Origin of the sequence: Paenibacillus sp. FSL L8-0340 (assembly GCF_038593145.1) — a bacterium.
In the GTDB taxonomy this organism is placed as follows: domain Bacteria; phylum Bacillota; class Bacilli; order Paenibacillales; family Paenibacillaceae; genus Paenibacillus_AQ.
In genome coordinates this window covers 6,675,433-6,700,084 of the sequence record NZ_CP151967.1, presented here as the reverse complement: position 1 = coordinate 6,700,084, position 24,652 = coordinate 6,675,433, and the positions used below count along the sequence as shown (strand labels likewise).

Here is a 24,652-nt window from a genome sequence, read left to right as displayed (position 1 = left end):
GCCGCTATGATACATTATATCTCGCGCTCCTTTTCTATGTATTGAAAAGCAGCTGCAGGCTAGGAAAAACGAAAAAAACTTTTTTTCAAAAAAAGACTTGCCAAAATGATAAACACTGTGATATATTATAAAGGTCGCCGCTGAGACGCGGTGAAGAGTTAAAAAGAGACATTGATCTTTGAAAACTGAACAACGAGTGAGTGGGAAATCACGCAAGTGAGATCCAAAACTGATGAGTTTCATAGCGTATTTATACGCTTTAGAAATTTCATCGTGAGAATGTAAATTCTCGTCAGATGTTTCAAATTGAGCAATCGCTCTTTCTAAATACCAATTTGGAGAGTTTGATCCTGGCTCAGGACGAACGCTGGCGGCGTGCCTAATACATGCAAGTCGAGCGGAGTTATGAAGGAGCTTGCTCTGGAATAACTTAGCGGCGGACGGGTGAGTAACACGTAGGCAACCTACCTCTTTGACTGGGATAACTACCGGAAACGGTAGCTAATACCGGATAATTCCTTTGTTCACATGGACGGAGGATGAAAGGCGGAGCAATCTGCTACAAGGAGATGGGCCTGCGGCGCATTAGCTAGTTGGTGGGGTAACGGCTCACCAAGGCGACGATGCGTAGCCGACCTGAGAGGGTGAACGGCCACACTGGGACTGAGACACGGCCCAGACTCCTACGGGAGGCAGCAGTAGGGAATCTTCCGCAATGGGCGAAAGCCTGACGGAGCAACGCCGCGTGAGTGATGAAGGTTTTCGGATCGTAAAGCTCTGTTGCCAGGGAAGAACGTCCGGTAGAGTAACTGCTACCGGAGTGACGGTACCTGAGAAGAAAGCCCCGGCTAACTACGTGCCAGCAGCCGCGGTAATACGTAGGGGGCAAGCGTTGTCCGGAATTATTGGGCGTAAAGCGCGCGCAGGCGGCTATTTAAGTCTGGTGTTTAAACCTTGGGCTCAACCTGAGGTCGCACTGGAAACTGGGTGGCTTGAGTACAGAAGAGGAAAGTGGAATTCCACGTGTAGCGGTGAAATGCGTAGATATGTGGAGGAACACCAGTGGCGAAGGCGACTTTCTGGGCTGTAACTGACGCTGAGGCGCGAAAGCGTGGGGAGCAAACAGGATTAGATACCCTGGTAGTCCACGCCGTAAACGATGAGTGCTAGGTGTTAGGGGTTTCGATACCCTTGGTGCCGAAGTTAACACAGTAAGCACTCCGCCTGGGGAGTACGGTCGCAAGACTGAAACTCAAAGGAATTGACGGGGACCCGCACAAGCAGTGGAGTATGTGGTTTAATTCGAAGCAACGCGAAGAACCTTACCAGGTCTTGACATCCCTCTGAATCCACTAGAGATAGTGGCGGCCTTCGGGACAGAGGAGACAGGTGGTGCATGGTTGTCGTCAGCTCGTGTCGTGAGATGTTGGGTTAAGTCCCGCAACGAGCGCAACCCTTGACTTTAGTTGCCAGCAGGTAAGGCTGGGCACTCTAGAGTGACTGCCGGTGACAAACCGGAGGAAGGTGGGGATGACGTCAAATCATCATGCCCCTTATGACCTGGGCTACACACGTACTACAATGGCCGGTACAACGGGAAGCGAAGCCGCGAGGTGGAGCCAATCCCAGCAAAGCCGGTCTCAGTTCGGATTGCAGGCTGCAACTCGCCTGCATGAAGTCGGAATTGCTAGTAATCGCGGATCAGCATGCCGCGGTGAATACGTTCCCGGGTCTTGTACACACCGCCCGTCACACCACGAGAGTTTACAACACCCGAAGTCGGTGGGGTAACCCGCAAGGGAGCCAGCCGCCGAAGGTGGGGTAGATGATTGGGGTGAAGTCGTAACAAGGTAGCCGTATCGGAAGGTGCGGCTGGATCACCTCCTTTCTATGGAGAATCGTTTCCTGCAACGGAAACATTCAAATCGGAAGCTTAGCTTCCAAAACACTCACTCGTGTTCAGTTTTGAAAGAGCAAGTCTCTTTCGTATGCGTTTGGTGGCGATAGCGGAGGGGTTCCACACGTACCCATCCCGAACACGACCGTTAAGTCCTCCAGCGCCAATGGTACTTGGACCGAAGGGTCCTGGGAGAGTAGGACGCTGCCAAGCGGACAACCAATTCGTTGGTTGATTCAAAAATGTTATATATGTTATATGGGCTTTTAGCTCAGTTGGTTAGAGCGCACCTCTGATAAGGGTGAGGTCGGTGGTTCGAGTCCACCAAGGCCCACCATATAACATTAAATTCCTTTATGGGGCCATAGCTCAGCTGGGAGAGCGCCTGCCTTGCAAGCAGGAGGTCAGCGGTTCGATCCCGCTTGGCTCCACCAACAAACTTCATCAATAGTAACACCTTGATCCTTGAAAACTGGATACCGAAACGAATTTGCGTTTTAGAACATCTTTTAGCTGAAACTTGTGTAAACAAGTTTTAATTATAGCGATGCTAGCGATTTTCCTAACGGAAAACGCATTGGTTAAGCTAATAAGAGCACACGGAGGATGCCTAGGCGCCAGGAGCCGACGAAGGACGTGGCGAACAACGAAACTGCCTCGGGGAGCTGTAAGCAAGCTTTGATCCGGGGGTGTCCGAATGGGGAAACCCAGCTGTGGTAATTCGCAGTTACTTCTCTCTGAATACATAGGAGAGATAGAGGCAGACCAGGGGAACTGAAACATCTAAGTACCCTGAGGAAGAGAAAACAATAGTGATTCCGTCAGTAGCGGCGAGCGAACGCGGAACAGCCTAAACCAAGGGGCTTGCCCCTTGGGGTTGTGGGACGTCTCACATGGAGTTACAAAGGAATATGGTAGGCGAAGAGGTCTGGAAAGGCCCGCGATAGAGGTAAAAGCCCTGTAACCTAAACTGTGTTCTCTCCGAGACGGATCCCGAGTAGTGCGGGGCACGTGAAACCCCGTATGAATCCAGCAGGACCATCTGCTAAGGCTAAATACTACCTGGCGACCGATAGTGAAACAGTACCGTGAGGGAAAGGTGAAAAGCACCCCGGAAGGGGAGTGAAATAGAACCTGAAACCGTGTGCTTACAAAAAGTCAGAGCCCGATCTAGGGGTGATGGCGTGCCTTTTGTAGAATGAACCGGCGAGTTACGTTTAACATGCAAGGTTAAGGTGAGAAGCCGGAGCCGCAGCGAAAGCGAGTCTGAATAGGGCGACTTAAGTATGTGGACGTAGACCCGAAACCGTGTGATCTACCCCTGTCCAGGGTGAAGGTGCGGTAACACGCACTGGAGGCCCGAACCCACGTATGTTGAAAAATGCGGGGATGAGGTGGGGGTAGCGGAGAAATTCCAATCGAACTCGGAGATAGCTGGTTCTCCCCGAAATAGCTTTAGGGCTAGCCTCGGTGAATGGAGTGGTGGAGGTAGAGCACTGATTGGGTGCGGGGCCCGCAAGGGTTACCAAGCTCAGTCAAACTCCGAATGCCATTAACTTCTTGCCGGGAGTCAGACAGTGAGTGCTAAGATCCATTGTCAAAAGGGAAACAGCCCAGACCATCAGCTAAGGTCCCCAAGTGTGTGTTAAGTGGGAAAGGATGTGGAGTTGCACAGACAACCAGGATGTTGGCTTAGAAGCAGCCACCATTGAAAGAGTGCGTAATAGCTCACTGGTCGAGTGACTCTGCGCCGAAAATGTAACGGGGCTAAACACACCACCGAAGCTATGGCTAGATGCTTTGCATCTGGGGTAGGGGAGCGTTGTATGTGGGTTGAAGGTGTACCGTAAGGAGCGCTGGACAGCATACAAGTGAGAATGCCGGTATGAGTAACGAAAAGATCAGTGAGAATCTGATCCGCCGAAAGCCCAAGGTTTCCTGAGGAAGGCTCGTCCGCTCAGGGTAAGTCGGGACCTAAGGCGAGGCCGAAAGGCGTAGTCGAAGGACAACAGTTTGAAATTACTGTACCACCGTAATCCGCTATGAGCGATGGGGTGACGCAGGAGGGTAGTGACGCGGACTGATGGATGTCCGTCTAAGCAGTGAGGCTGGTGTGTAGGCAAATCCGCACACCGTTAAGGCTGGGCTGTGATGGGGAGCGAAAATTACAGTAGCGAAGGTCATGATCTCACACTGCCAAGAAAAGCCTCTAGTCAGGAGAAGGTGCCCGTACCGCAAACCGACACAGGTAGGCGAGAAGAGAATTCTAAGGCGCGCGGAAGAACTCTCGTTAAGGAACTCGGCAAAATGACCCCGTAACTTCGGGAGAAGGGGTGCCTCGGTAGGGTGAATAGCCCGAGGGGGCCGCAGTGAAAAGGCCCAAGCGACTGTTTAGCAAAAACACAGGTCTGTGCGAAGCCGCAAGGCGAAGTATACGGGCTGACGCCTGCCCGGTGCTGGAAGGTTAAGGGGAGCGGTTAGGAGCAATCCGAAGCTGTGAACCGAAGCCCCAGTAAACGGCGGCCGTAACTATAACGGTCCTAAGGTAGCGAAATTCCTTGTCAGGTAAATTCTGACCCGCACGAATGGCGTAACGACTTGGGCGCTGTCTCAACGAGAGATCCGGTGAAATTTTAATACCTGTGAAGATGCAGGTTACCCGCGACAAGACGGAAAGACCCCATGGAGCTTTACTGCAGCTTGATATTGAATTTGGGTACGATCTGTACAGGATAGGTGGGAGCCGTAGAGGCAGGAGCGCAAGCTTCTGCGGAGGCGCCGTTGGGATACCACCCTGATCGTATCTAGGTTCTAACCTGGTGCCCTAATCGGGTACGGGGACCGTGTCAGGCGGGCAGTTTGACTGGGGCGGTCGCCTCCTAAAGAGTAACGGAGGCGTTCAAAGGTTCCCTCAGAATGGTTGGAAATCATTCGAAGAGTGCAAAGGCATAAGGGAGCTTGACTGCGAGACCTACAAGTCGAGCAGGGACGAAAGTCGGACTTAGTGATCCGGTGGTACCGCATGGAAGGGCCATCGCTCAACGGATAAAAGCTACCCTGGGGATAACAGGCTTATCTCCCCCAAGAGTCCACATCGACGGGGAGGTTTGGCACCTCGATGTCGGCTCATCGCATCCTGGGGCTGAAGTAGGTCCCAAGGGTTGGGCTGTTCGCCCATTAAAGCGGTACGCGAGCTGGGTTCAGAACGTCGTGAGACAGTTCGGTCCCTATCTGTCGTGGGCGCAGGAAATTTGAGAGGAGCTGTCCTTAGTACGAGAGGACCGGGATGGACGTACCGCTGGTGCATCAGTTGTTCCGCCAGGAGCATGGCTGAGTAGCTACGTACGGACGGGATAAGCGCTGAAAGCATCTAAGCGTGAAGCCCCCCTCAAGATGAGATTTCCCAATCAGTAAGACCCCTTGAAGACGACGAGGTAGATAGGTTGGAGGTGGAAGTGCAGCAATGCATGGAGCTGACCAATACTAATCGGTCGAGGGCTTATCCAACAAATTAAGACGCAGATTCGTTTCGGATTCAGTTTTCAGGAATTAAGGTTCCTGAAGCATTTACGCTGTAAATGCCCGTTTGGTGGCGATAGCGGAGGGGTTCCACGCGTACCCATCCCGAACACGACCGTTAAGCCCTCCAGCGCCGATGGTACTTGGACCGAAGGGTCCTGGGAGAGTAGGACGCCGCCAAGCGGATATTCCCTGATAGCTCAGTTGGTAGAGCACTCGACTGTTAATCGAGTTGTCACAGGTTCGAGTCCTGTTCGGGGAGCCATGCTCTCATAGCTCAGTAGGTAGAGTGCTTCCATGGTAAGGAAGAGGTCACCGGTTCGAATCCGGTTGAGAGCTCCACAGATTTACATGGCCCGTTGGTCAAGGGGTTAAGACACCTCCCTTTCACGGAGGTAACATGGGTTCGAATCCCATACGGGTCACCAACAATACTTATTATTACCCTTTGAAGGCATACATATGGAGGCTTAGCTCAGCTGGGAGAGCATCTGCCTTACAAGCAGAGGGTCGGGGGTTCGATCCCCTCAGCCTCCACCATAAACTTCTTGATATTTATAGAAGTTATGGGCATTATAAAGGTATCCATCATAGGGGATTCGCCAAGCGGTAAGGCAACGGACTCTGACTCCGTCATCATAGGTTCGAATCCTATATCCCCTGCCAAATGCGAGCCATTAGCTCAGTTGGTAGAGCACCTGACTTTTAATCAGGGTGTCGAAGGTTCGAGTCCTTCATGGCTCACTTTTATTAGTATTATGCGCGTGTGGCGGAATGGCAGACGCACCAGACTTAGGATCTGGCGTCTTACGACGTGGGGGTTCAAGTCCCTTCACGCGCACCACTTATTTGCGGACGTGGCTCAGCGGTAGAGCATCGCCTTGCCAAGGCGAGGGTCGCGGGTTCGATTCCCGTCGTCCGCTCCATAATTTTTGCGCCCTTAGCTCAGCTGGATAGAGCGTTTGACTACGAATCAAAAGGCCGGGAGTTCGAATCTCTCAGGGCGCGCCATTTTTAATATTAACGGGATGTAGCTCAGCTTGGTAGAGCACCTGGTTTGGGACCAGGGGGTCGCATGTTCAAATCGTGTCATCCCGATTGTACACCTATGCGGGTGTAGTTCAATGGTAGAACTTCAGCCTTCCAAGCTGATAGCGTGGGTTCGATTCCCATCACCCGCTCCATAAATTTATAGTTTCGGGATGTAGCTCAGCTTGGTAGAGCACCTGGTTTGGGACCAGGGGGTCGCATGTTCAAATCGTGTCATCCCGATACTCAGCTAACCAGCTGACATTTAACTCTTACTCCGGTAGGAGTTTTTTGTTTACTTAAGTGAATGATAGAGTGATAGTGAAGCTCTCCATAACCTAAGTGGGTTTTATGCGTGCTTGTGGAACGGATGAACCTAACATCACAAGATGTGGCGGGAGAACTCGCTCAAGGCTCTGTGACCGTACTTTATGATTGATTTAGGTATTTGGAAGGTTAGGCAATCCAAGCCGTTCTGTTCGATTGAACAGGGTCTTGTTATTAGAATGCTAGGGCGTCAGGAAACCCTCATAATGCTACGAAATGAACCCCACCATTTTTAATGGTTCTTTATATATAGATAATATAAATTTATGCCAGCCATTGTTCTTTACATAAATACCCTGTTAATCAGCCAATATAATAAGTATTTTATGACTGTATAAAACGCCAAATTGGTGTATAATCGTAATTACTGCGACGCTTTACAGCGCAATAAGTTGAAGATTTCCGGGCGGTTTTGTTGTATGATATGTGGAAAGCTTCAAATAGACAATGTTAAGAACATTGATCCGGAAGAGGATGGGGGGAGCAGCATGACCGAACTTACGACTACCGTTAGCAAAAGCAACTCCAACAATCTGCTGCGGCGGGACGTACGGTTCCTGGGGAATATTCTGGGCGAAGTCTTGGTTCATCAAGGCGGTAACGAATTGCTGGAAATCGTGGAGAAGATCCGCGAGACCAGTAAATCGCTGCGCTCATTGTTTTTGCCTGAACTGCACAATGAATTTAAGGAACTAATTAATTCACTGGATCCTGAGAATCGCCACCTGGTGATACGGGCATTCGCCATCTATTTTCAATTGGTGAATATCGCCGAACAGAATCACCGCATTCGCCGTAAACGCGACTATGAACGTTCAGCCGGGGAGACTGTACAGCCCGGGTCCATAGAAAGCGCTATTCAGGAGCTACGCGAGCGTGACTTCTCCCATGAGGATGTCCATGAAATCATGAATGGTCTCTCACTAGAGCTGGTCATGACGGCTCACCCTACTGAAGCTATGCGCCGGGCGATCCTTGATATTCATAAACGGATTTCCGACGATGTAATGGGATTGGATAATCCTACCTTGACCTTCCGGGAACGCGAACAGCTGCGCGAGAAACTGCTGAACGAGGTCATCACGTTGTGGCAGACCGATGAGCTTCGTGACCGCAAGCCTACGGTACTCGATGAAGTGCGTAATGGGATGTATTATTTCCATGAGACGATTTTTCAAGTATTGCCGGATGTGTACCAAGAGCTTGAGCGATGTCTGAGCAAATACTATCCAGGCCAGAATTGGCATGTACCGACGTATCTGCGTTTTGGCTCATGGATCGGCGGGGACCGTGACGGCAATCCTTCGGTGACTGCTGCGGTTACGCTGCAGACGCTGCGCTTGCAGCGCAAGCTTGCTATCCGGGAATATCAGCGTATCATGCGCGAACTCATGCAGTACCTGAGCTTTAGTACAAGCATCGTCGAGGTGACGCAGGAACTGGTGGATTCCATTGAACAGGACCGCAACATTATCAATCTTAACCGGGTTGATGCCTGGCGCAATGACAACGAGCCTTACCGGATTAAACTCAGTTACATGATCTCCAAGATACAGAACGTGCTGGATGATGAGAAAAAGGGTACGCCTGAGCGCTACTCATCACCAGAACGATTCATAGATGATTTGAACGTGATAGACCGCAGTCTGCGTCATCACTATGCGGATTATGTAGCGGATACCTACATTAAGAAGCTGATCCGCCAGGTGGAGCTGTTTGGCTTCCACACGGCTACACTGGATGTTCGCCAGCACAGTCAGGAGCATGAAAATGCGATGACAGAAATTTTGGCCAAAATGAACATCACGCAGGATTACGCTAAACTAGAGGAAAATGAAAAAATTCGAATTCTGGAGAATTTGCTGAATGATCCGCGTCCTCTAACTTCACCTTACCAGACTTACAGTGAGAGCACAGAGGAATGTCTTGCGGTGTACCGCACGATCTTCACTGCGCAGGAGGAATACGGCAAGCAGTGCATTACCAGTTATTTGATCAGTATGGCTGAAGCAGCGAGCGACATCTTAGAGGTTATGGTTTTCGCAAAGGAAGTCGGCTTGTTCCGCAAAGATAATGATGGAACTGTCGTATGTACACTGCAGGCAGTGCCGCTGTTTGAGACCATTGATGATTTACATGATGCGCCACAAATTATGCATACACTGCTTAGTATGCCGATCTACCGTGATGCCGTTAGTGCGATGAGCGATGTACAGGAAATTATGCTTGGCTATTCGGACAGCAACAAAGACGGCGGGGTAGTTACCGCGAACTGGGAGTTGCGTGTTGCATTGAAGCAAATTACGGCTACTGCAGAGGAATTCGGGATTAAGCTGAAATTCTTCCACGGACGTGGTGGTGCGCTCGGACGGGGCGGGATGCCGCTGAACCGCAGTATTCTTGCTCAACCGGCCTCAACCATTGGCGGTGGCATCAAGATTACGGAACAGGGTGAGGTTATTTCTTCCCGGTATTCGATGCAAGGTATTGCTTACCGCAGCTTGGAGCAGGCAACCTCGGCGCTTGTGACGGCAGCTATTAATGCCAGAATGCCTGAGGCTGATCTGTACGAAAGCAAGTGGGAAGAGATTGTGGCCCGGATTTCCGAAGTTTCGCTTAACAAATATCAGGATCTGATCTTCCGTGATCCGGATTTCTTTGCTTATTTCAAAGAATCAACACCGCTGCCTGAGGTTGGAGAACTCAATATCGGTTCCCGTCCTTCGAAGCGTAAGAATAGTGACCGTTTTGAGGATCTGCGCGCCATTCCATGGGTGTTTGCGTGGACGCAGAGCCGTTATCTGCTCCCGGCCTGGTATGCCGCTGGAACAGGGCTGCAGAGCTTCTATGAGGATAAGGAAGAGAATTTGAAGATCATGCAGCATATGTATGAGAACTTCTCCTTCTTTACTACGCTCATTGACACCCTGCAAATGGCTATTGCCAAGGCCGATCTGATTATCGCCAAGGAATACGCAAGTATGGGTAAGAATGAGGAAGCCCGTCAGCGGATATTCGGCCAGATCGAAGCCGAATTCAAGCTGACCTCAGAGCTCATTCTCAAAATTACCGGCCAGCAGGATATTTTAGACAACGTTCCTGTGATTCAGGAATCTATCCGGCTGCGCAATCCATACGTTGATCCACTCAGCTACTTGCAGGTGCAGTTGTTGGCCGAGCTGAGAGCTCTTCGCGAGGTTGAAGGCGATGACGCCGAGCTGCTGCGTGAGGTGCTGCTCACGATCAATGGTATTGCTGCCGGTCTGCGGAACACGGGCTGATACCTGATCCGACTTCATGCTTTGTAATATTTGATCATCAAGAAGTAGATCTATGAAGTTGATTTACTGTAGTTAATATTCATGATGTTCTTTCTAAGTTGTTGATTTTTCGAAGCCGGCAAAGCCGCTTCCTTCAAACCCGTCCGCCTCTGGTATGGAGGCTGGACGGGTTTTTGTGTGTTTCTATGTAGCCGGCCTTAATGGCCCGGCAAGAGAAGCGGATCTTGTTCCCTTTATATTAGCTGAAGCTGCCGTTACCGAGCAGCTTCCGGCCTTATGCCTCTCAGCCTTTGTTGCCGAAAGGTAATTTGGGCTGAATTACATGGCATTCCAATGCCGGTGATGGAGCAGCGAAGAGCAAATTTGGAACTGGAGGAGCGGTAGCGATCGCCTTTATTGCCGGATTCCTACCGCTGCCAGCGGTTCGAATCAGGGAATCTGACAATAACAGCGACCGGAAGTCCAAATGTTTCCCGCCGCTGCGATTAATCACCGTCTCAGCAATGCGTGAATTTTGCCCAATATACCTATAGGTAACAATACAATCCTTGATTTTTGCCGGAACATGAATTACGATTTAAATGCTTGTACCGTGGACATTCAAGAGATGAAATACCAAGGGCGGCAAGTCTGGGGGAGTTAACAGGTGGAGAATTTGGAAGGCAGATTGACAAAGCTCGCCTTGAAAGGCGACCAAAGGGCATTTGCCGAGCTTGTGGAACTATATAAAGACAAGATATATCATCTGGCTTACCGGATGCTGAACAACCGCCATGAGGCGGAGGATATCGTTCAGGAGACTTTTTTGCGTGTGTATCGAAATTTGGACCGTTATGATGATAAGCAGAAGTTCTCAACCTGGATTTACCGGATTGGCACGAACCTCTGTATTGATAGGCTGCGCAAGCGCAAACCAACGTATTCGCTGGATGCCGAGATGAACGATCAGGAAGGTATTGACGGCTATTCGATGATCCCGAGCGACAATGTGACACCGGAGACAGAGCTTTTGCTCTCTGAGACACAGTCGCTGATTTATGAGGCTATCGATAGTCTGCCCGTCAAATACAGGTCCGTGATGATTCTGCGTTATTTGCAGGATTTGTCGCTTCAGGAGATCAGTGACGTGCTGGATATGCCCGTAACGACGATCAAGACACGGGTTCACCGCGGACGTGAATTTTTACGTAAAAAATTAGGCCCTAAAATGTAAAAATAGATTTATTTTTATGAAACGTCCTTCAGGGAGCGACGTATGTAAGTTAAGCAAGTCTTATGCGCCCTGTCTCTTTGTTTTGAAATAATTAAATAGCACTCATGAAAGGATTGGCTCCTATGGAATGCAAACTGGCCGTCTCTATGATGCACGACTACCTGGATGACGACTTGCCCGAACTGCAGCAGAGGGAATTGAAGGAGCATCTTCTATCCTGTCCGGATTGCCGTGCGAAGTTCAAAGAATTGGAACAGACCGATATGCTGATGTTCTCGCTGATGCACCAGAACCCTGTTGCCTCGGAGGATCTTGTAGGCCGGATTATGAATTCATTACCGAAATCCAAGAAGGAAAGAGCGTTTATCACTTGGATCAAGCGACATCCCGCGCTTACTGCGGCGTCCTTGTTTATTTTTGTGATGTTGATGAGCTCCGTTACTTTTTGGAATCAGGATAGACAGCTTGTAGTCAGAGGAAGCGACCTCGATCAGGTTGTCATCAAGGGAGATACGGTTATCGTACCTTCCGGCAAAATCATTTCCGGAGATCTTACGGTGGAGAACGGTAAAACTCAAGTATATGGGGAAGTCAACGGCAATGTGACTGTGATCGACGGCACTCTGTACAAGGCTTCAACCGCTCATATTTCCGGGCAAGTCAAAAGCATAGACCAAGCGGTAAGTTGGCTCTGGTATAAAGTGACGAACATGTTCTCTGAAGTTGCCTACCGTTAATTAGACATGGTTGCTTTTAGCAGAAAACTCATTTGCGCCTCTTTTTCCGGAAAGATGGCGCTTTTTTGTTGTCATTAAACGTCTGAAATATAAAACCCCAACGACCTAAACTTGCAACCTGAGCGTGAACGTTATAACCTAGATATTGATACAGAACTTACAGACATTTTACATAAACCCAGCTAATATGAAATGACGGGGGTTTTAGGCAATGAGTTATTTTACTGACCTTACATGGAAAGAGTCCATTAAAGATATAATCGATATCCTGATTGTCAGTTATATTATTTATAAAGTGCTCAATATGGTTCGCGGAACGCGGGCGGTTCAACTCCTGAAGGGGATATTGGTGCTGGTTATTATTTGGGCGCTGAGCACCCTGCTGGATTTGTATACCCTGAAATGGCTGATGAATCAGATTTATACCTTTGGGATCTTTGCGATCTTTATTATCTTTCAGCCGGAACTGCGAAGGGGACTGGAGCAGCTGGGGCGGGGCAAATTTTTTGGACGAACCTCGGAGAATGATGAGGAAGTCAGTAAATTAATCGGCGAAGTCATTAAGGCCATGAATTATTTATCCCAGCGAAAGATAGGGGCCTTAATTGTCTTTGAAAGGGCGACTGGACTTAATGAATTTACTGAATCCGGCATTCCGATGCGTTCTGTTGTCAGCTCTGAGCTGCTGATCAATATTTTTATTCCCAACACCCCGCTGCATGACGGTGCGCTGATTATGCAGGATGGTCAAATCGCTGCCGCAGCCTGTTATTTGCCGTTGTCGGAGAATCCGTTCATCAGCAAGGAGCTGGGGACACGTCACCGGGCGGCCATTGGGATCAGCGAAGTCGCGGATTCTGTGTCTGTTGTGGTCTCCGAAGAGACCGGGCAAATTTCACTGGCGATTAACGGGCAAATTGTTAGGGACATTAAGGAAGAATCGCTCATCTCGAAGCTGCACCAGGAGCTTAGTGCGACTTCCCCGCTGAAGGAGAAAAGTTCTGCTTTCTGGAAACGGAGAGGGGGCAAGAGCAATGGATAAGTGGATGAAGAACAACAACTTCAACAAAATTCTTGCGCTTGTCTTCGGTGTGATTTTATGGACCATTGTACATGTGGATACGGAGCCTACGAACCAGACCACGGTTAATACTGAATCGAAAATCATTGAGAATGTTAAGATAGCAAGAAGCGGATTTGATGACGACAAGTATATCTACACCATGGACGTTGACAGCGTAAGGCTGGAGGTTCGGGGCAAAAGATCCGACCTTAACTTTAAGTTGTCGGATGCCTATAAGGTATCGGTGGATTTAAGCGGATTACAGCCGGGGGATACAACGCTGCCGCTAAACTATTCGCTGCCCAGCGGGGTGATGTATGAATCCATGGAGCCTAAACAAGTGAACGTGCATGTGGAACTGCGGACTACAAAGTCATTTCCGGTCACAATAAGTACGAAGGGCGAGCCGGCGGCGGGTTATCAGGTCGGCACCCCGGTGATTCAGCCGGAGACTGCTGAGGTTACGCTGGCTGACAGCGAGCTGAGCAGGGTGGCTAAAGTGCAGGGGATCATCGAGCTGGATGGCGAAAGTGAAACCTTCAAAGAGAAGAAGCTGAAGTTGTATGCCTATGACAGCAGCGGCAAAGAAATAGAAGATGCAGTGATCGAGCCTGCTTCCGTATCTGTGGAACTGCCGATCACCCTGCCTTTCAAAAGCTTGCCGCTGGATATTAGCTTCAGCGGTCAGCTTCCCGGCTCCCTCGTCGTATCCAGGGTAACTCCTGAGGTCGATGCGGTGAATGTGTTTGGGAACAAGGAGGTGCTGGCAGGGCTGTCCTCCTATGAGGCGACCCTGGATTTAAGTTCTATCACATCTGCGGGTACACAGCAGCTGCCACTGGAGCTTAAGCCTCCTGAGGGAGCCACGAAGGTCGAGCCGGGAACGGTGAAGGTGTCGGTGACGACCGCGGAAATTGCCCAGCGGACGATTGAGGCGGTTCCCATTAAGCTGGAAGGGTTGGCCAACGGACTCACAGCCCTGATGACGGATCCGTCCAGCAAAACTGTGTCACTGACTGTATCCGGGGCACCTACCCTGCTGGATCAACTGGATCAGGACAATATCAGTGTGGTCGCGGATGTCGGCGGTTATGCCGCCGGTGTTCATCAGATATCTCTTCAGGTCTCGCTGCCAAGGTTCATCGTGCTGGTGAATTCCGCTCAGCCGCTTACAGCAACAGTGGATCTGCAAGTACCTTCAACGCCAGAAAGTTCGGAGGCACCAGCTACCGAGACAGCAGTCACCCCGGAGCCAAGTTCTGAGCCTGCTGCCGGTGAAGAAATTACTGCCGAGCCCTCCCCCTCTCACAACGGCGATAGTGCAGCCTCGCCCACACCGTCCCCGACTGAAAGCACGGCAGAGAGCAGCAGTATACCCGCTGGCAACGGGAATAGCAATAATGCCGGAAGCACAGGCGGAACTTAACTTTTTAAACTGGAATACGTCTATTTACATGTATTTTGGTACACGGAATAATTAAACTTTCATACAATAATTCATTAAGCTGAAGCAGCGTAATCAAAGGAGAAATAAAGATGGGTAAGTATTTCGGAACAGATGGTGTACGCGGAGTTGCAAACCGGGAATTAACAGCAGAAATGGCCTACAGTATTGGCCGCTGCGGAGGGTATGTGCTTACGGGTAACGTAGAGAAGCCTAAGGTAGTCATAGGGATGGATACACGGATTTCCGGTCCGTTGCTGGAATCGGCGCTTGTAGCCGGCCTGTTGTCCATTGGGGCCCATGTTATACGTCTGGGTGTAGTGAGTACACCTGCTGTTGCATATATTACAAGATTGCTTAAGGCCGATGCGGGTGTCATGATCTCTGCCTCACATAATCCGGTGGAGGATAACGGCATTAAATTTTTTGGCGGAGACGGCTTCAAGCTGACTGACGAGACTGAACTGCGGATTGAGGAACTGATGGATGCGGAGAAGGATGAGCTGCCCCGCCCTATTGGATCTGGCCTAGGTACAGTTACGGTAGACAACGATGCTAAATATCTTTATCTGGAATATTTAAAGACAACTATTTCCCAAAGCTTCAAAGGAATCAAAGTGGTGCTTGATTGCGCTCATGGTGCAGCGTATGAGCTGGCCCCGCGGCTATTCAGAGAGCTTGGCGCCGAGGTCATTGCCATTGGAGCAGAGCCTGACGGGCTGAACATTAATGACGGCTTCGGTTCCACCCACCCTGAAACCTTGCGTGAGGAAGTACTGCGCCAAGGCGCGGATTTAGGACTTGCCTTTGACGGCGATGCCGACCGCCTAATTGCTATCGACGAGAAGGGCGACGAGGTTGACGGAGACTTTATCCTTTGCATCTGCGGAGATGCCATGAACCGTGCAGGCAAGCTGAAGGATGGAACTATTGTCTCTACAGTAATGAGCAACATCGGTTTCTACAAAGCGACTGAGAAATTATCGCTGAATACAGCCAAGACGGCTGTCGGCGACCGTTATGTGATGGAAGAAATGCGCCGCGGAGGATACAACCTGGGCGGAGAGCAGTCCGGGCATGTCATTTTCCTCGATTATAATACAACCGGAGACGGCATTCTCACGGCAATTCAGCTGGTGGACACGATGAAGGCCTCAGGGAAGAAGCTAAGTGCGCTGAAATCGATGATGATCAAATATCCGCAGGTGCTTGTGAATGTACGTGTGCAGGATAAGACCAACTACCCTAACAATCCGGCAATTGAAGCGGCGATTAATGAGGTAGAAGGCAAGCTTGGCGATAATGGCCGTGTACTGGTACGTCCTTCCGGAACCGAACCGCTGATCCGTGTAATGGCGGAAGGACCGGATAAGGCTGAACTGGATCTTTTTGTCGGTCAGATTGTTGATGTAGTACAGCGCGAATTGGTCTAATTTGTTATTTCTACTGGCAGCCAGTGGATGGAATCGACAGATTTATTCACTGGCTGCCTGATCAATATACCCAGTTTGTTGAAGTGTTCCAAAAGGTTTCACGAGTTATAGCATTGCCAAAGTGATGTAAGGTGCATATAATGATTAAGTGTCATTCCAGAAGGAAAGCGGGGATAGTAAGGTTACAGCAATAGCAAGCGCCAGAGCTTGATCTTGCGCGGGGGAGAAGGGAAAGCCTGCAAGATGCCAATCAGGGCAAGGCTTGAACGGATCACGGCAGATGTAAGCTGACGAGGTGGAGGCGTTCGAAATGTTCGGCGGGGACCTCCCGGTGATGCACCAGAGCCGTAAATGGAAGCGGAAAATGAGCGGGCGACCACTCTTACAACGCGACTATGGGTGCAAATTAGAAATGTTATTTCATGGGTATGTGCGATCTGGAAAGTAAACAGAGGTCTGCTGCGGCAGAGGAGAAGACTGTGCATTTCATGAACACCTAGCAGGTGACAGGTTTATTTTGTTGGACTTATGACTACAACAGAATATTTGCTTTTTCTCAAGTAACATGCCGCACGGCACGTTTCTTTCCTTATGCCGCCCACATTACGATAAAATGGACGGGGGAAAATATAATGTGTGGTATTGTAGGATATATTGGTAATCAGAATTCGCAGGGGATCTTGGTTGAAGGATTGAAGAAGCTGGAGTACCGTGGTTATGATTCGGCAGGTATTGCCGTATTTACCAAGGAAGGACTGCAGGTCGTGAAGGCTCAGGGCCGTATGGCAAACCTGGAGTCGAGACTTGAAACCACTCCGCTGACAGGAAGTGCCGGAATCGGGCACACCCGCTGGGCGACTCATGGTAAACCTTCTGATGAGAACTCCCATCCTCACACCGATGAAAGCCAGAAGTTCTCGGTAGTTCACAACGGGATTGTCGAAAACTACCTGGACCTTAAAGAAGAGCTGATTGCCGGCGGATGCCACTTCACTTCCGAAACAGATACAGAGGTTATTTCCCACCTGATCGCCCGTGAATATGAAGGAGATATCGTAAAAGCTGTTCAAAAAGCGATCACTTTCATGCGCGGTGCGTTTGCACTGGGTGTTCTGACTGAATATGAGCCGGATAAATTGGTAGCTGTGCGTCAAGCCAGCCCGCTGATTATCGGCCTTGGGGAAGGCGAAAACTTTATCGGGTCCGATATTCCGGCACTGCTGGAATACACCCGCAATGTATATATTTTGAACGACGGCGAAATGGCTGTATTGACACGGGATGCTGTCGAACTGATGACGATTGAAGGCAACTTTATTTCTCGGGAAATGATTACTGTCGATTGGGATGCAGTTACCGCAGAAAAAGGCGGTTATGAGCATTTCATGCTGAAAGAAATTCACGAACAGCCTAAGGCTTACCGCGACACTATGCGCGGCCGTATGAATGCTGAAGGCAACAAGGTTATTCTGCCGGAGCTGAACCTGACCGTTGAGCAAATCAAGAATATCCGCAACATCCAGATCGTTGCTTGCGGTACAGCCTACAATGCGGGTCTGGTTGGACGCAGCCTGATTGAATCCCTGGTTCGTATCCCGGTAGAGAACGATATCGCTTCGGAATACCGTTACCGTTCACCAATCGTAACACCGGAAACACTGGTCATCGTTGTCAGCCAATCTGGCGAGACTGCTGATACACTGGCTGCTTTGCGTGAAGGTCAAGCAAACGGTGCGCATGTACTGGCAATCACCAACGTTGTGGGCAGCTCCATCGCCCGTGAAGCCAATGATGTACTTGTGACACTGGCTGGACCGGAAATCGCTGTAGCGTCCACTAAGGCTTATACTTCGCAGATTATCGCATTTACTTTGCTTGGTCTGTACCTGGCTGAAGTACGCGAAACGCAAAGCGAAGCACAGGTTGCCGAGATTCTCGCCGCTATGCAGTCACTGCCTGAGCAAGTGGAAGAAATTCTGGCACAGAAAGAAGCGATCAAAACCTATGCCGAGCAAATTTCAGAGCACAAACACCTGTTCTTCATCGGCCGCGGCGTAGACTATGCGGTAGCTCAGGAAGGCTCACTGAAGCTGAAAGAAATCTCCTACATTCACTCCGAAGCTTATGCTGCGGGTGAACTGAAGCATGGTACCCTGGCGCTGATTGAAGAAGGCGTTCCAGTCATTGCCTTGGCTACCCAGGAGTCCGTTCTGGAGAAAACCGTCAGCAACATCAAAGAAGTGAAAGCCCGCGGCGCAGACGTGCTGGCAATCACTCATGAAGAGCATGTAACCGACCTGCTGAGATCGGTAGATCAGGCATTCGTGATTCCTAAGACCCTGCCGCTGCTGACGTCTGCTTTGTCCGTAGTAACGCTACAATTGCTGGCTTACTATGCTTCGCTGGCCCTGGGCCACGATGTGGATAAACCACGTAACCTGGCGAAGAGCGTTACGGTGGAGTAGTAGGGGTTTTGATAAGAATTCTTGTGTCTGGTGACATTAAAGTTGGTGTACAGACATTAATGTAAGTGCTCGGACAATAAAGTTAGTACCTTTACAAATAGTTGGTCCATGAAGTTGAAGAGGCCCCTTTAATACCGACAAAAAGTCCCGATGATGCCTTAAATCATCGGGACTTTTTTTATGATTGGCTGAGCAATAAAACTTTAACCTAGTTCTGAACTCACAAACATTCCTGTAAGGCTTAAGATTTGGTCTTTGTCAAAAAAGGAGCGCCTCGGTATGATGGGTTTGTCGACGGGTTTATAACCCAACACCATCAAGGAGGCGCTCTTATTATGAAGTTTAAACAATCAGACGATCAAAATCAACGCATTGACCACATCTCACCTTGTTGTGGGTATAGATATCGCGAAGGAAACTCATGTTGCACAAGCGACTAATTTTCGTGGTATCGTACTTAGTAAGCGACATCTTACATTCTCAAATACAATTGAAGGATTCGAAAAATTAGATCGGTGGATCGAGGGAATAGGGCGGAAACACGGCTTAAAGGATCTCATAATCGGGATGGAGCCGACCGGACACTACGGGTATAACCTGGCCAATTGGCTTACCGACAAAGGCATAGGCGTTGTAATGGTGAATCCGGCAACCACCAAACGAAACAAGGAGAACCGCGATAATTCTCCCTCCAAAAGTGATCCGAAGGATGCGCTTGTCATTGCTGATGTGATCAGTCGAGGCTACTACTATGAATACTCGCGACAGGCTATCGTCTTTCAGAAGTTACGAAACGTTATCGGTCTCCACGCCTTGGTCAGGTGAAACGAAGGAATGTAAGGGCATAGACCCGTAGAGTCATGGGATGGTGAACCCCCAAGGAAATTGTGGAGTATGCGTGCAGAAGAATAACACTTGGAGAGCTGTTCCACACGCTTCTTCTGTTCCCGCATACCCAAGATCGAGACAACGGTGTCTAATGAGCTTACTTTCTGAACGTTAACTGTATTCCGAGGCGACGAAATCCTACGAATGAGTGAGTATATGTGAGATAAACCCTTAAAACCGAGGGATGGGCAGGATAGTTTAGAAGTCGTATGGGAAGATTATTAAAAAAACTGAGGGGCGATCTCCATGCGACGCGGTGTAATGACATGTACTCTGATCATAATTTGTTTTTTGGCATCAATTCAAACAGCTTACGCTAAAACGAATCCAGACCCATATAGGGTCATACTTACCTTGTTAACGCCCAAGATACAAGAACAATTAGATATTTATTACAAGGATAAACTGAATGAAAAACCTACGTTTGCTCCATTTCTTGATCCATTGAACGTATTGGTTGGATATCAAGATTCCCATATCATCGTTAATGTAACAGTATCACCTTATATCGGTCCACATCTTGATGTTGGAACTACTTTATTTCCTTCATGATTGACAATATGGGAACGGTAGAAGTAATCGGGTTTGAGCATCTTAAGGATTTTGAGCTGCCCCCCAATTGGAACCACATTATTAAGAATGAGAAAGGTGTGGGCAAAACTAACGAGGAACGATAGCTCAATTCAGACATGACTGCAGCCGGCCAAACGATCGGCTAATCTTTTCATTACGCTAACGGGCAGGATAGCTTGATGATTTCCCCGAATACTCTACATATGGAGCTAAAGTTCGTAAATAAGACGTTATCTGAAATTACTGTAAAGTAAAAAAAACAAGAAAACAGGTGATATTCGTTATGAACTGTCTTGGATGTAGAATCGTAAATCTTTTAGAACCACATGTTAACATTATCTATGAAGACGAATTAGTAATATGCGTATTAGATATCGCACCTTTTAATGAAGGTCATATATTAATACTTCCTAAAAAGCATTTTTATGATTCGGATGAGATGGACAGGGATACTTTATATGCAATTATGAATGCCTCAGTCTACATATCTAAAGTACTTAAAGAAGTCTATAAACCGGATGGAATCACCATTTGTCAGAATGGTGGAATGTTTAATGACTTGACACACTATCACATGCACGTAATACCTAGATTTAAGGATGATGGTTTTACATGGTCCGATCCGATCATAGATCATAAAGCAGGAACTAGATTATTAGAAACAAGAAATAGAATTTTACAAGAAATTGAAAGGGTATCCCAAGGAGATAGTAACTTCAGATAACAATGCCTTCCACGCATCGGCGGACAAGCCGCCTCGGTCGCCAGAGGTATTTCGAAGAAGAGGATTCAGGCGACACATCCGCACCACCTAACCGCATCGCAGCCGCTCACATTCGTTCGCTTAAGGTGGTGGGACATCGTGAACACGGAAACGTTAGCTGAGATTCGGCAAAAACTAAAACAAATTAAAAAACTACTTGGAGTGAATCATTGATGGAAAGACTAGGAGGTAAGGAAGTAAACAGTGTTTTGGGGTACATCGGTGGCGAAGGTGGTTATCTTGGTAACTTTACATATGCTTCTCATGCTCAATTTTATCCTATGTATTGTGGTGTAGACATTGATCCCAATGAATTCCAAGGTACGACAAGGCAAAGATTTACAAGAATATTATCCGAGGCAGAACCATTTATTCAGTCGAAGATATTACATGGAGTAATAGATAAATATACCTTGGAGTTTTTTGAAGATCGGTTCAATGAAGAAATTTTGACTCAATATGAATTTGAACAAAAAAAGCGAATACACGACAACAAGATTACTGGAGTAAGCTGAAACAGGAACATCCTAGTATACTTATTGATCATTCACAAAGTCATTTACAAATCAATCAAATCGTTAATGCAATTAGCAAGCTGCTTGAGAATTTAAATGAGATAAGAAATAACAAGTCTTATACCCATCCCAATGAAGAAATAATTGGTGAAGAAGAGGCGAAACTTGTTTTGAATTTATTTAGAAGTATTTTACAATATATTGATTCCAAAATATAAGGAGAGTTTGGAAGCTGGTCAAAGATGTGCCGAACAGTATCGGAGAGACATCTGCTGAAGTCCCCCTTGCCGATGTGAATGCGGTAAGCTGCTTAACTAACGGGGGAACGAAAGCGTAAAGAGCAGACTGCTAAATCGGCTGCTTTTGTTTAACCTAACTGGCAGTCAAGCGCAATGTTATTATACATCGGATTTGTTTGGATCGGTCTCCAGAGGATGCGAACGATGCTGACAATTTTGTGCAAGAAATGCCCGGCAAGTCACTTTTATTTACGATAGTATTTAACTCGAAGGGAGAACGATGGATTGGTTGGAGAGGATACTTATTTTCCAAAAGCTGACGATTCTTCAATTCAAATACGTTGTTAAATCAACGACTCTAGTCTAATACTTTATTTTCACAGAACATCAAGTAGTCGTCATCCGTATCAGAAAATTACACAGGCCTTACACTTCGAAACGCAACAGTCTGTATAATGGATGATGTAAATTCTATAGCTGCCGCCAAATATTTCACAAAAACAGCAGCAGTTGTATGATTCATCCGCATTGACCTTGCTAAGGAGTGAGTACACATGAGCGCAAGAATAAAAGATGTAGCTAAACGAGCGGGTGTTTCTGTCACCAGTGTGTCCCGAGTTCTGAATAGTGAGAAATATATTAGCCAACATATTCTTGAGAAGGTGAACCAGGCGATCAAGGAATTGAACTACACCCCAAGCCAGATTGCCCGCAGTTTAAAAAAGCAGAAAACCGATACAATTGGTGTCATCGTTCCCGATCTCACGAATTATTTCTGCTCAACTATATTAAGCAGTATTGAGGAAAGTGCCAGCGAATATGGCTACAATCTAATCGTCTGCAATATTGCAGAAAATCTGGATAAGGAATTAAAATATCTGTATGCTGTTCAGGAGATGCGGGTAGACGGAATCATCATCATGCACCAAAAGGTGAACGAACGTATCCTTTCTTTTATAGAAAGTGCTTCTATGCCTATCCTGTTCTCTTGTGTCCGCTCCCCGCTGCCGGACAGGTTCTCTGTGCTGATTAATGACTATCAGGCGGCACTGGATGCCACCGAATATCTGATCGGCCTCGGTCATCGCCAGATTGCCTTCCTGGGTGGGGATCTGGAGGATGTAACGGCAGGCCGTAGTCGCTATCAAGGTTATTTGGATGCCTTAAACAAATCCGGTATTCCGCTCAATCCTAATTTCATCAGGTTTGGCAACTATAAACTCGAAAGCGGACGATTAATGATGCAGGAGATTCTGGAGCAAGGAGAGCGGCCTACTGTTGTTTTTGCTGCCAGTGACGATATGGCAGTAGGTGCCATGAACTGTGCGCTTGATTATGGACTTAGTGTTCCTGAGGATATATCTGTCATGGGATTTGACGACAGTCTGATTGCAGAGGCCGTCAGGCCAATGCTTACTTCTATGCAGCAGCCTGTCCGGGAGCTCGGACGGACTTCGCTTGAATATCTTCACAACTTAATTCAAGAAGGGGAGCAGCCGGACTGTAAAGACATTTATCTGCCGCACCGGATCATGGAGCGGGCAAGCTGTCGAAGAATATAATATGAAACACTGTACATGCAGGTCCGTCTAGGTTGACGGACCTGCTTTTTTTTTATATCAATTACGAACAAAACAATCGACTAACTTTAATATAAATCGACTGAAAAGCAGGAGTTCTTTTAACAAGAAATGATTATGCTAGTGAAGAAAAGTTTTCCGGTATCGATACCATATGAGTGATTACGGTGAGAAAGAGGTACAGGCCATGCATAAAGATATCATCACGGTTGAGGGTAAGCTCACTCCGCTTAGTTCTAAAACTCATATTACTTACCAATTCCACTTGGATTACCCCTTGTCTTCACTGGAGATCGATTTCAGGTATGCACCCAAACAGTTTTTAGACAGAGATGCATCACAGCCGCTTATATTAGAAGCTATCGAGATATACTCCGATCCGGCTTGGGTGGCATTGCATAAGAAGCAATGGGACAATTTCTATCCCTTGCAGAATTTGTTGACATTATCTCTGGATAGCCCCTTGGGCTTCCGCGGCTCAGCACACCGGCATGCTCCAGAGCAGAAGCACATGATCTGCCCGGATGGGAGCAAGACTTCTCCCGGGTTCATCTCAGGGGACATTCCCTCCGGAGTATGGAAGATAACGATCAGCGTGCATTGTGTTGTTACACCCGATTGCCGCTATGAATTATTTGTGAGGGGGACCGGCAGATGAGATGGCTTCCATTTGAGCTTCATACCCATACTCCCCATAGTGATGGGACACATTCTCTACTGGAGATGTGCCGGGCAGCAGCAGAGCTTGGGCTTACAGGCATCGCGCTTACAGATCATAACACCGTATCGGGACTGGCAGATGCTGAAGCTGTCAGCAGGGAGACAGGCATTACTATCATTCCCGGCATGGAATGGACGACGTTTTACGGCCATATGCTGACCCTTGGCGCTCCTTATTGCGAATGGAGGGATCTCGGTCCCTACGATATTCATAAGGGCATCGCTCGTGTTCATGAGCAGGGAGGCATCGTGGGCATTGCCCATCCTTACAGCTTCGGCAGTCCGATCTGTACAGGCTGCCACTGGGATTACACCGTAAGCGACTGGAATCAGATTGATTATATGGAGGTATGGCATGAAACGAACCCTTCCATGAAGAATCATAATGTGCCTGCTTTCAGACAATGGACCGAGCTGCTGAACGAAGGGTACAGGATATCCGCTACAGCCGGTAGGGATTGGCATAGATCCGATTCGGCGGACAAGCTGGCGGCTTACACGTATATTGGCCTTCCCGATGCACCATTGCCGCATTCATTAACTGATATCATTAACGCAATCAGGCAGGGACAGATCTGCCTAAGTATGGGGCCGCTTCTGGAAGTCAGTCTTTCTCTTGGAGCTGACCAATATGGACTTGGGGACGAGGTTCCCTTAGCCATCAGGGAGGACCATCCTGTTGCAGGGATGACTGTACAGATCACACGTTCAAACCAGCCTGAGCGTCCTTGGGGACCGGAGGAGGGCAGCCTGATCATCGTAGATTCTAATTTGGGGGAGCTGGCAAAAGTACCGGCCTTCGGGTATAACGGATTGCCTATTATGCTGACAACCGCAGGATTGCGATGGCTGCGTGTACGGCTGTTTGGCATCATCGACGGAATCCTGACAACCATTGCCTGCACCAATGCGATTTATTTCGCAAGCGGGCAGCGGGATGAAGAATAATTGCAAAGGAGGGATAGC

The 24,652-nt window shown here is 48.4% G+C and carries 15 protein-coding genes, 14 tRNA genes, 4 rRNA genes and 1 pseudogene; all 34 read left to right on the top strand.

All coding sequences use genetic code 11. The features are described 5' to 3' along the window. Nucleotides 1-332 precede the first annotated feature (332 nt). A 16S ribosomal RNA gene (locus tag NST07_RS30690) occupies nt 333-1,888 on the top strand. Nucleotides 1,889-1,993: 105 nt separating this feature from the next. Further along, nucleotides 1,994-2,110 (top strand): 5S ribosomal RNA (gene rrf, locus NST07_RS30685). A 47-nt stretch (nt 2,111-2,157) separates the two neighbouring features. Further along, nucleotides 2,158-2,234, top strand: a tRNA-Ile gene (locus NST07_RS30680). 21 nt (nt 2,235-2,255) lie between these two features. Continuing rightward, nucleotides 2,256-2,331, top strand: a tRNA-Ala gene (locus tag NST07_RS30675). A gap of 145 nt (nt 2,332-2,476) precedes the next feature. After that, nucleotides 2,477-5,404: ribosomal RNA gene (locus tag NST07_RS30670) — 23S ribosomal RNA — on the top strand. A gap of 78 nt (nt 5,405-5,482) precedes the next feature. Further along, nucleotides 5,483-5,599: ribosomal RNA gene (rrf, locus tag NST07_RS30665) — 5S ribosomal RNA — on the top strand. The 16S, 23S and 5S rRNA genes sit together here with 14 tRNA genes alongside, the layout of an rRNA operon. Before the next feature lie 6 nt (nt 5,600-5,605). After that, a tRNA-Asn gene (locus tag NST07_RS30660) sits at nt 5,606-5,681 on the top strand. Between the two features lies 1 nt (nt 5,682). Next, a tRNA-Thr gene (locus tag NST07_RS30655) sits at nt 5,683-5,758 on the top strand. An 11-nt stretch (nt 5,759-5,769) separates the two neighbouring features. Further along, nucleotides 5,770-5,844: transfer RNA gene (locus NST07_RS30650), tRNA-Glu, on the top strand. A gap of 36 nt (nt 5,845-5,880) precedes the next feature. Continuing rightward, nucleotides 5,881-5,956, top strand: a tRNA-Val gene (locus NST07_RS30645). Between the two features lie 52 nt (nt 5,957-6,008). Further along, nucleotides 6,009-6,082: transfer RNA gene (locus tag NST07_RS30640), tRNA-Gln, on the top strand. 5 nt (nt 6,083-6,087) lie between these two features. Beyond that, nucleotides 6,088-6,160: transfer RNA gene (locus NST07_RS30635), tRNA-Lys, on the top strand. A 16-nt stretch (nt 6,161-6,176) separates the two neighbouring features. After that, nucleotides 6,177-6,260, top strand: a tRNA-Leu gene (locus NST07_RS30630). A 7-nt stretch (nt 6,261-6,267) separates the two neighbouring features. Then, nucleotides 6,268-6,342, top strand: a tRNA-Gly gene (locus tag NST07_RS30625). An 8-nt stretch (nt 6,343-6,350) separates the two neighbouring features. Continuing rightward, nucleotides 6,351-6,427 (top strand) — tRNA-Arg (locus tag NST07_RS30620). Nucleotides 6,428-6,440: 13 nt separating this feature from the next. Beyond that, nucleotides 6,441-6,514, top strand: a tRNA-Pro gene (locus NST07_RS30615). A gap of 12 nt (nt 6,515-6,526) precedes the next feature. Next, nucleotides 6,527-6,600 (top strand) — tRNA-Gly (locus NST07_RS30610). A 14-nt stretch (nt 6,601-6,614) separates the two neighbouring features. Then, a tRNA-Pro gene (locus NST07_RS30605) sits at nt 6,615-6,688 on the top strand. Between the two features lie 572 nt (nt 6,689-7,260). Then, nucleotides 7,261-10,053 (top strand): phosphoenolpyruvate carboxylase, encoded by a 2,793-nt coding sequence (ppc, locus tag NST07_RS30600; RefSeq protein WP_341097793.1) that lies wholly within the window; start codon nt 7,261-7,263, stop codon nt 10,051-10,053. A gap of 646 nt (nt 10,054-10,699) precedes the next feature. Beyond that, complete coding sequence (gene sigW, locus NST07_RS30595; protein ID WP_038596958.1) at nt 10,700-11,266, top strand: RNA polymerase sigma factor SigW; 567 nt, start codon at nt 10,700-10,702, stop codon at nt 11,264-11,266. A 122-nt stretch (nt 11,267-11,388) separates the two neighbouring features. Further along, nucleotides 11,389-12,003 carry a zf-HC2 domain-containing protein gene (locus NST07_RS30590; protein ID WP_038596956.1) on the top strand — a complete coding sequence of 205 codons (615 nt, stop codon included), beginning with the start codon at nt 11,389-11,391 and terminating at the stop codon, nt 12,001-12,003. A 211-nt stretch (nt 12,004-12,214) separates the two neighbouring features. Continuing rightward, nucleotides 12,215-13,045 (top strand): diadenylate cyclase CdaA, encoded by an 831-nt coding sequence (gene cdaA, locus NST07_RS30585; RefSeq protein ID WP_038596954.1) that lies wholly within the window; start codon nt 12,215-12,217, stop codon nt 13,043-13,045. Further along, the gene (locus tag NST07_RS30580) at nt 13,038-14,492 is read left to right on the top strand and encodes a CdaR family protein (protein ID WP_341096582.1); all 1,455 of its coding nucleotides are present in this window, start codon (nt 13,038-13,040) and stop codon (nt 14,490-14,492) included. Before cdaA ends, NST07_RS30580 begins: the two co-directional genes overlap by 8 nt. A 110-nt stretch (nt 14,493-14,602) precedes the next feature. Beyond that, nucleotides 14,603-15,943, top strand: coding sequence for a phosphoglucosamine mutase (gene glmM / locus NST07_RS30575; protein WP_341379899.1), 1,341 nt, complete (start codon nt 14,603-14,605; stop codon nt 15,941-15,943). A 632-nt stretch (nt 15,944-16,575) separates the two neighbouring features. Then, entirely contained in the window at nt 16,576-18,408 is a 1,833-nt protein-coding gene (glmS, locus tag NST07_RS30570; protein WP_038596945.1) for a glutamine--fructose-6-phosphate transaminase (isomerizing), read from the top strand. 335 nt (nt 18,409-18,743) lie between these two features. Beyond that, nucleotides 18,744-19,200: pseudogene (locus tag NST07_RS30565) on the top strand (transposase); the annotation flags it as partial. A gap of 342 nt (nt 19,201-19,542) precedes the next feature. Next, a complete protein-coding gene (locus NST07_RS30560) occupies nt 19,543-19,848 on the top strand; it encodes a DUF3888 domain-containing protein (RefSeq protein WP_341379898.1) in 306 nt (101 codons plus the stop codon). Continuing rightward, nucleotides 19,845-19,973: a hypothetical protein gene (locus tag NST07_RS30555; protein WP_341379897.1), complete on the top strand. Its 129-nt coding sequence runs from the start codon at nt 19,845-19,847 to the stop codon at nt 19,971-19,973. Before NST07_RS30560 ends, NST07_RS30555 begins: the two co-directional genes overlap by 4 nt. A 179-nt stretch (nt 19,974-20,152) precedes the next feature. Continuing rightward, nucleotides 20,153-20,593, top strand: a complete 441-nt coding sequence (locus NST07_RS30550) for an HIT family protein (RefSeq protein ID WP_341379895.1) — start codon at nt 20,153-20,155, stop codon at nt 20,591-20,593. A gap of 212 nt (nt 20,594-20,805) precedes the next feature. After that, nucleotides 20,806-21,147, top strand: coding sequence for a hypothetical protein (locus NST07_RS30545; protein WP_341096576.1), 342 nt, complete (start codon nt 20,806-20,808; stop codon nt 21,145-21,147). Beyond that, complete coding sequence (locus tag NST07_RS30540; RefSeq protein ID WP_341097792.1) at nt 21,144-21,365, top strand: abortive infection family protein; 222 nt, start codon at nt 21,144-21,146, stop codon at nt 21,363-21,365. Before NST07_RS30545 ends, NST07_RS30540 begins: the two co-directional genes overlap by 4 nt. 575 nt (nt 21,366-21,940) lie before the next feature. Then, a complete protein-coding gene (locus NST07_RS30535) occupies nt 21,941-22,948 on the top strand; it encodes a LacI family DNA-binding transcriptional regulator (RefSeq protein ID WP_341096573.1) in 1,008 nt (335 codons plus the stop codon). Nucleotides 22,949-23,120: 172 nt separating this feature from the next. Continuing rightward, complete coding sequence (locus NST07_RS30530; protein WP_342480712.1) at nt 23,121-23,624, top strand: hypothetical protein; 504 nt, start codon at nt 23,121-23,123, stop codon at nt 23,622-23,624. After that, a complete protein-coding gene (locus tag NST07_RS30525; RefSeq protein WP_341096570.1) occupies nt 23,621-24,634 on the top strand; it encodes a CehA/McbA family metallohydrolase in 1,014 nt (337 codons plus the stop codon). Before NST07_RS30530 ends, NST07_RS30525 begins: the two co-directional genes overlap by 4 nt. Nucleotides 24,635-24,652 lie beyond the last annotated feature (18 nt).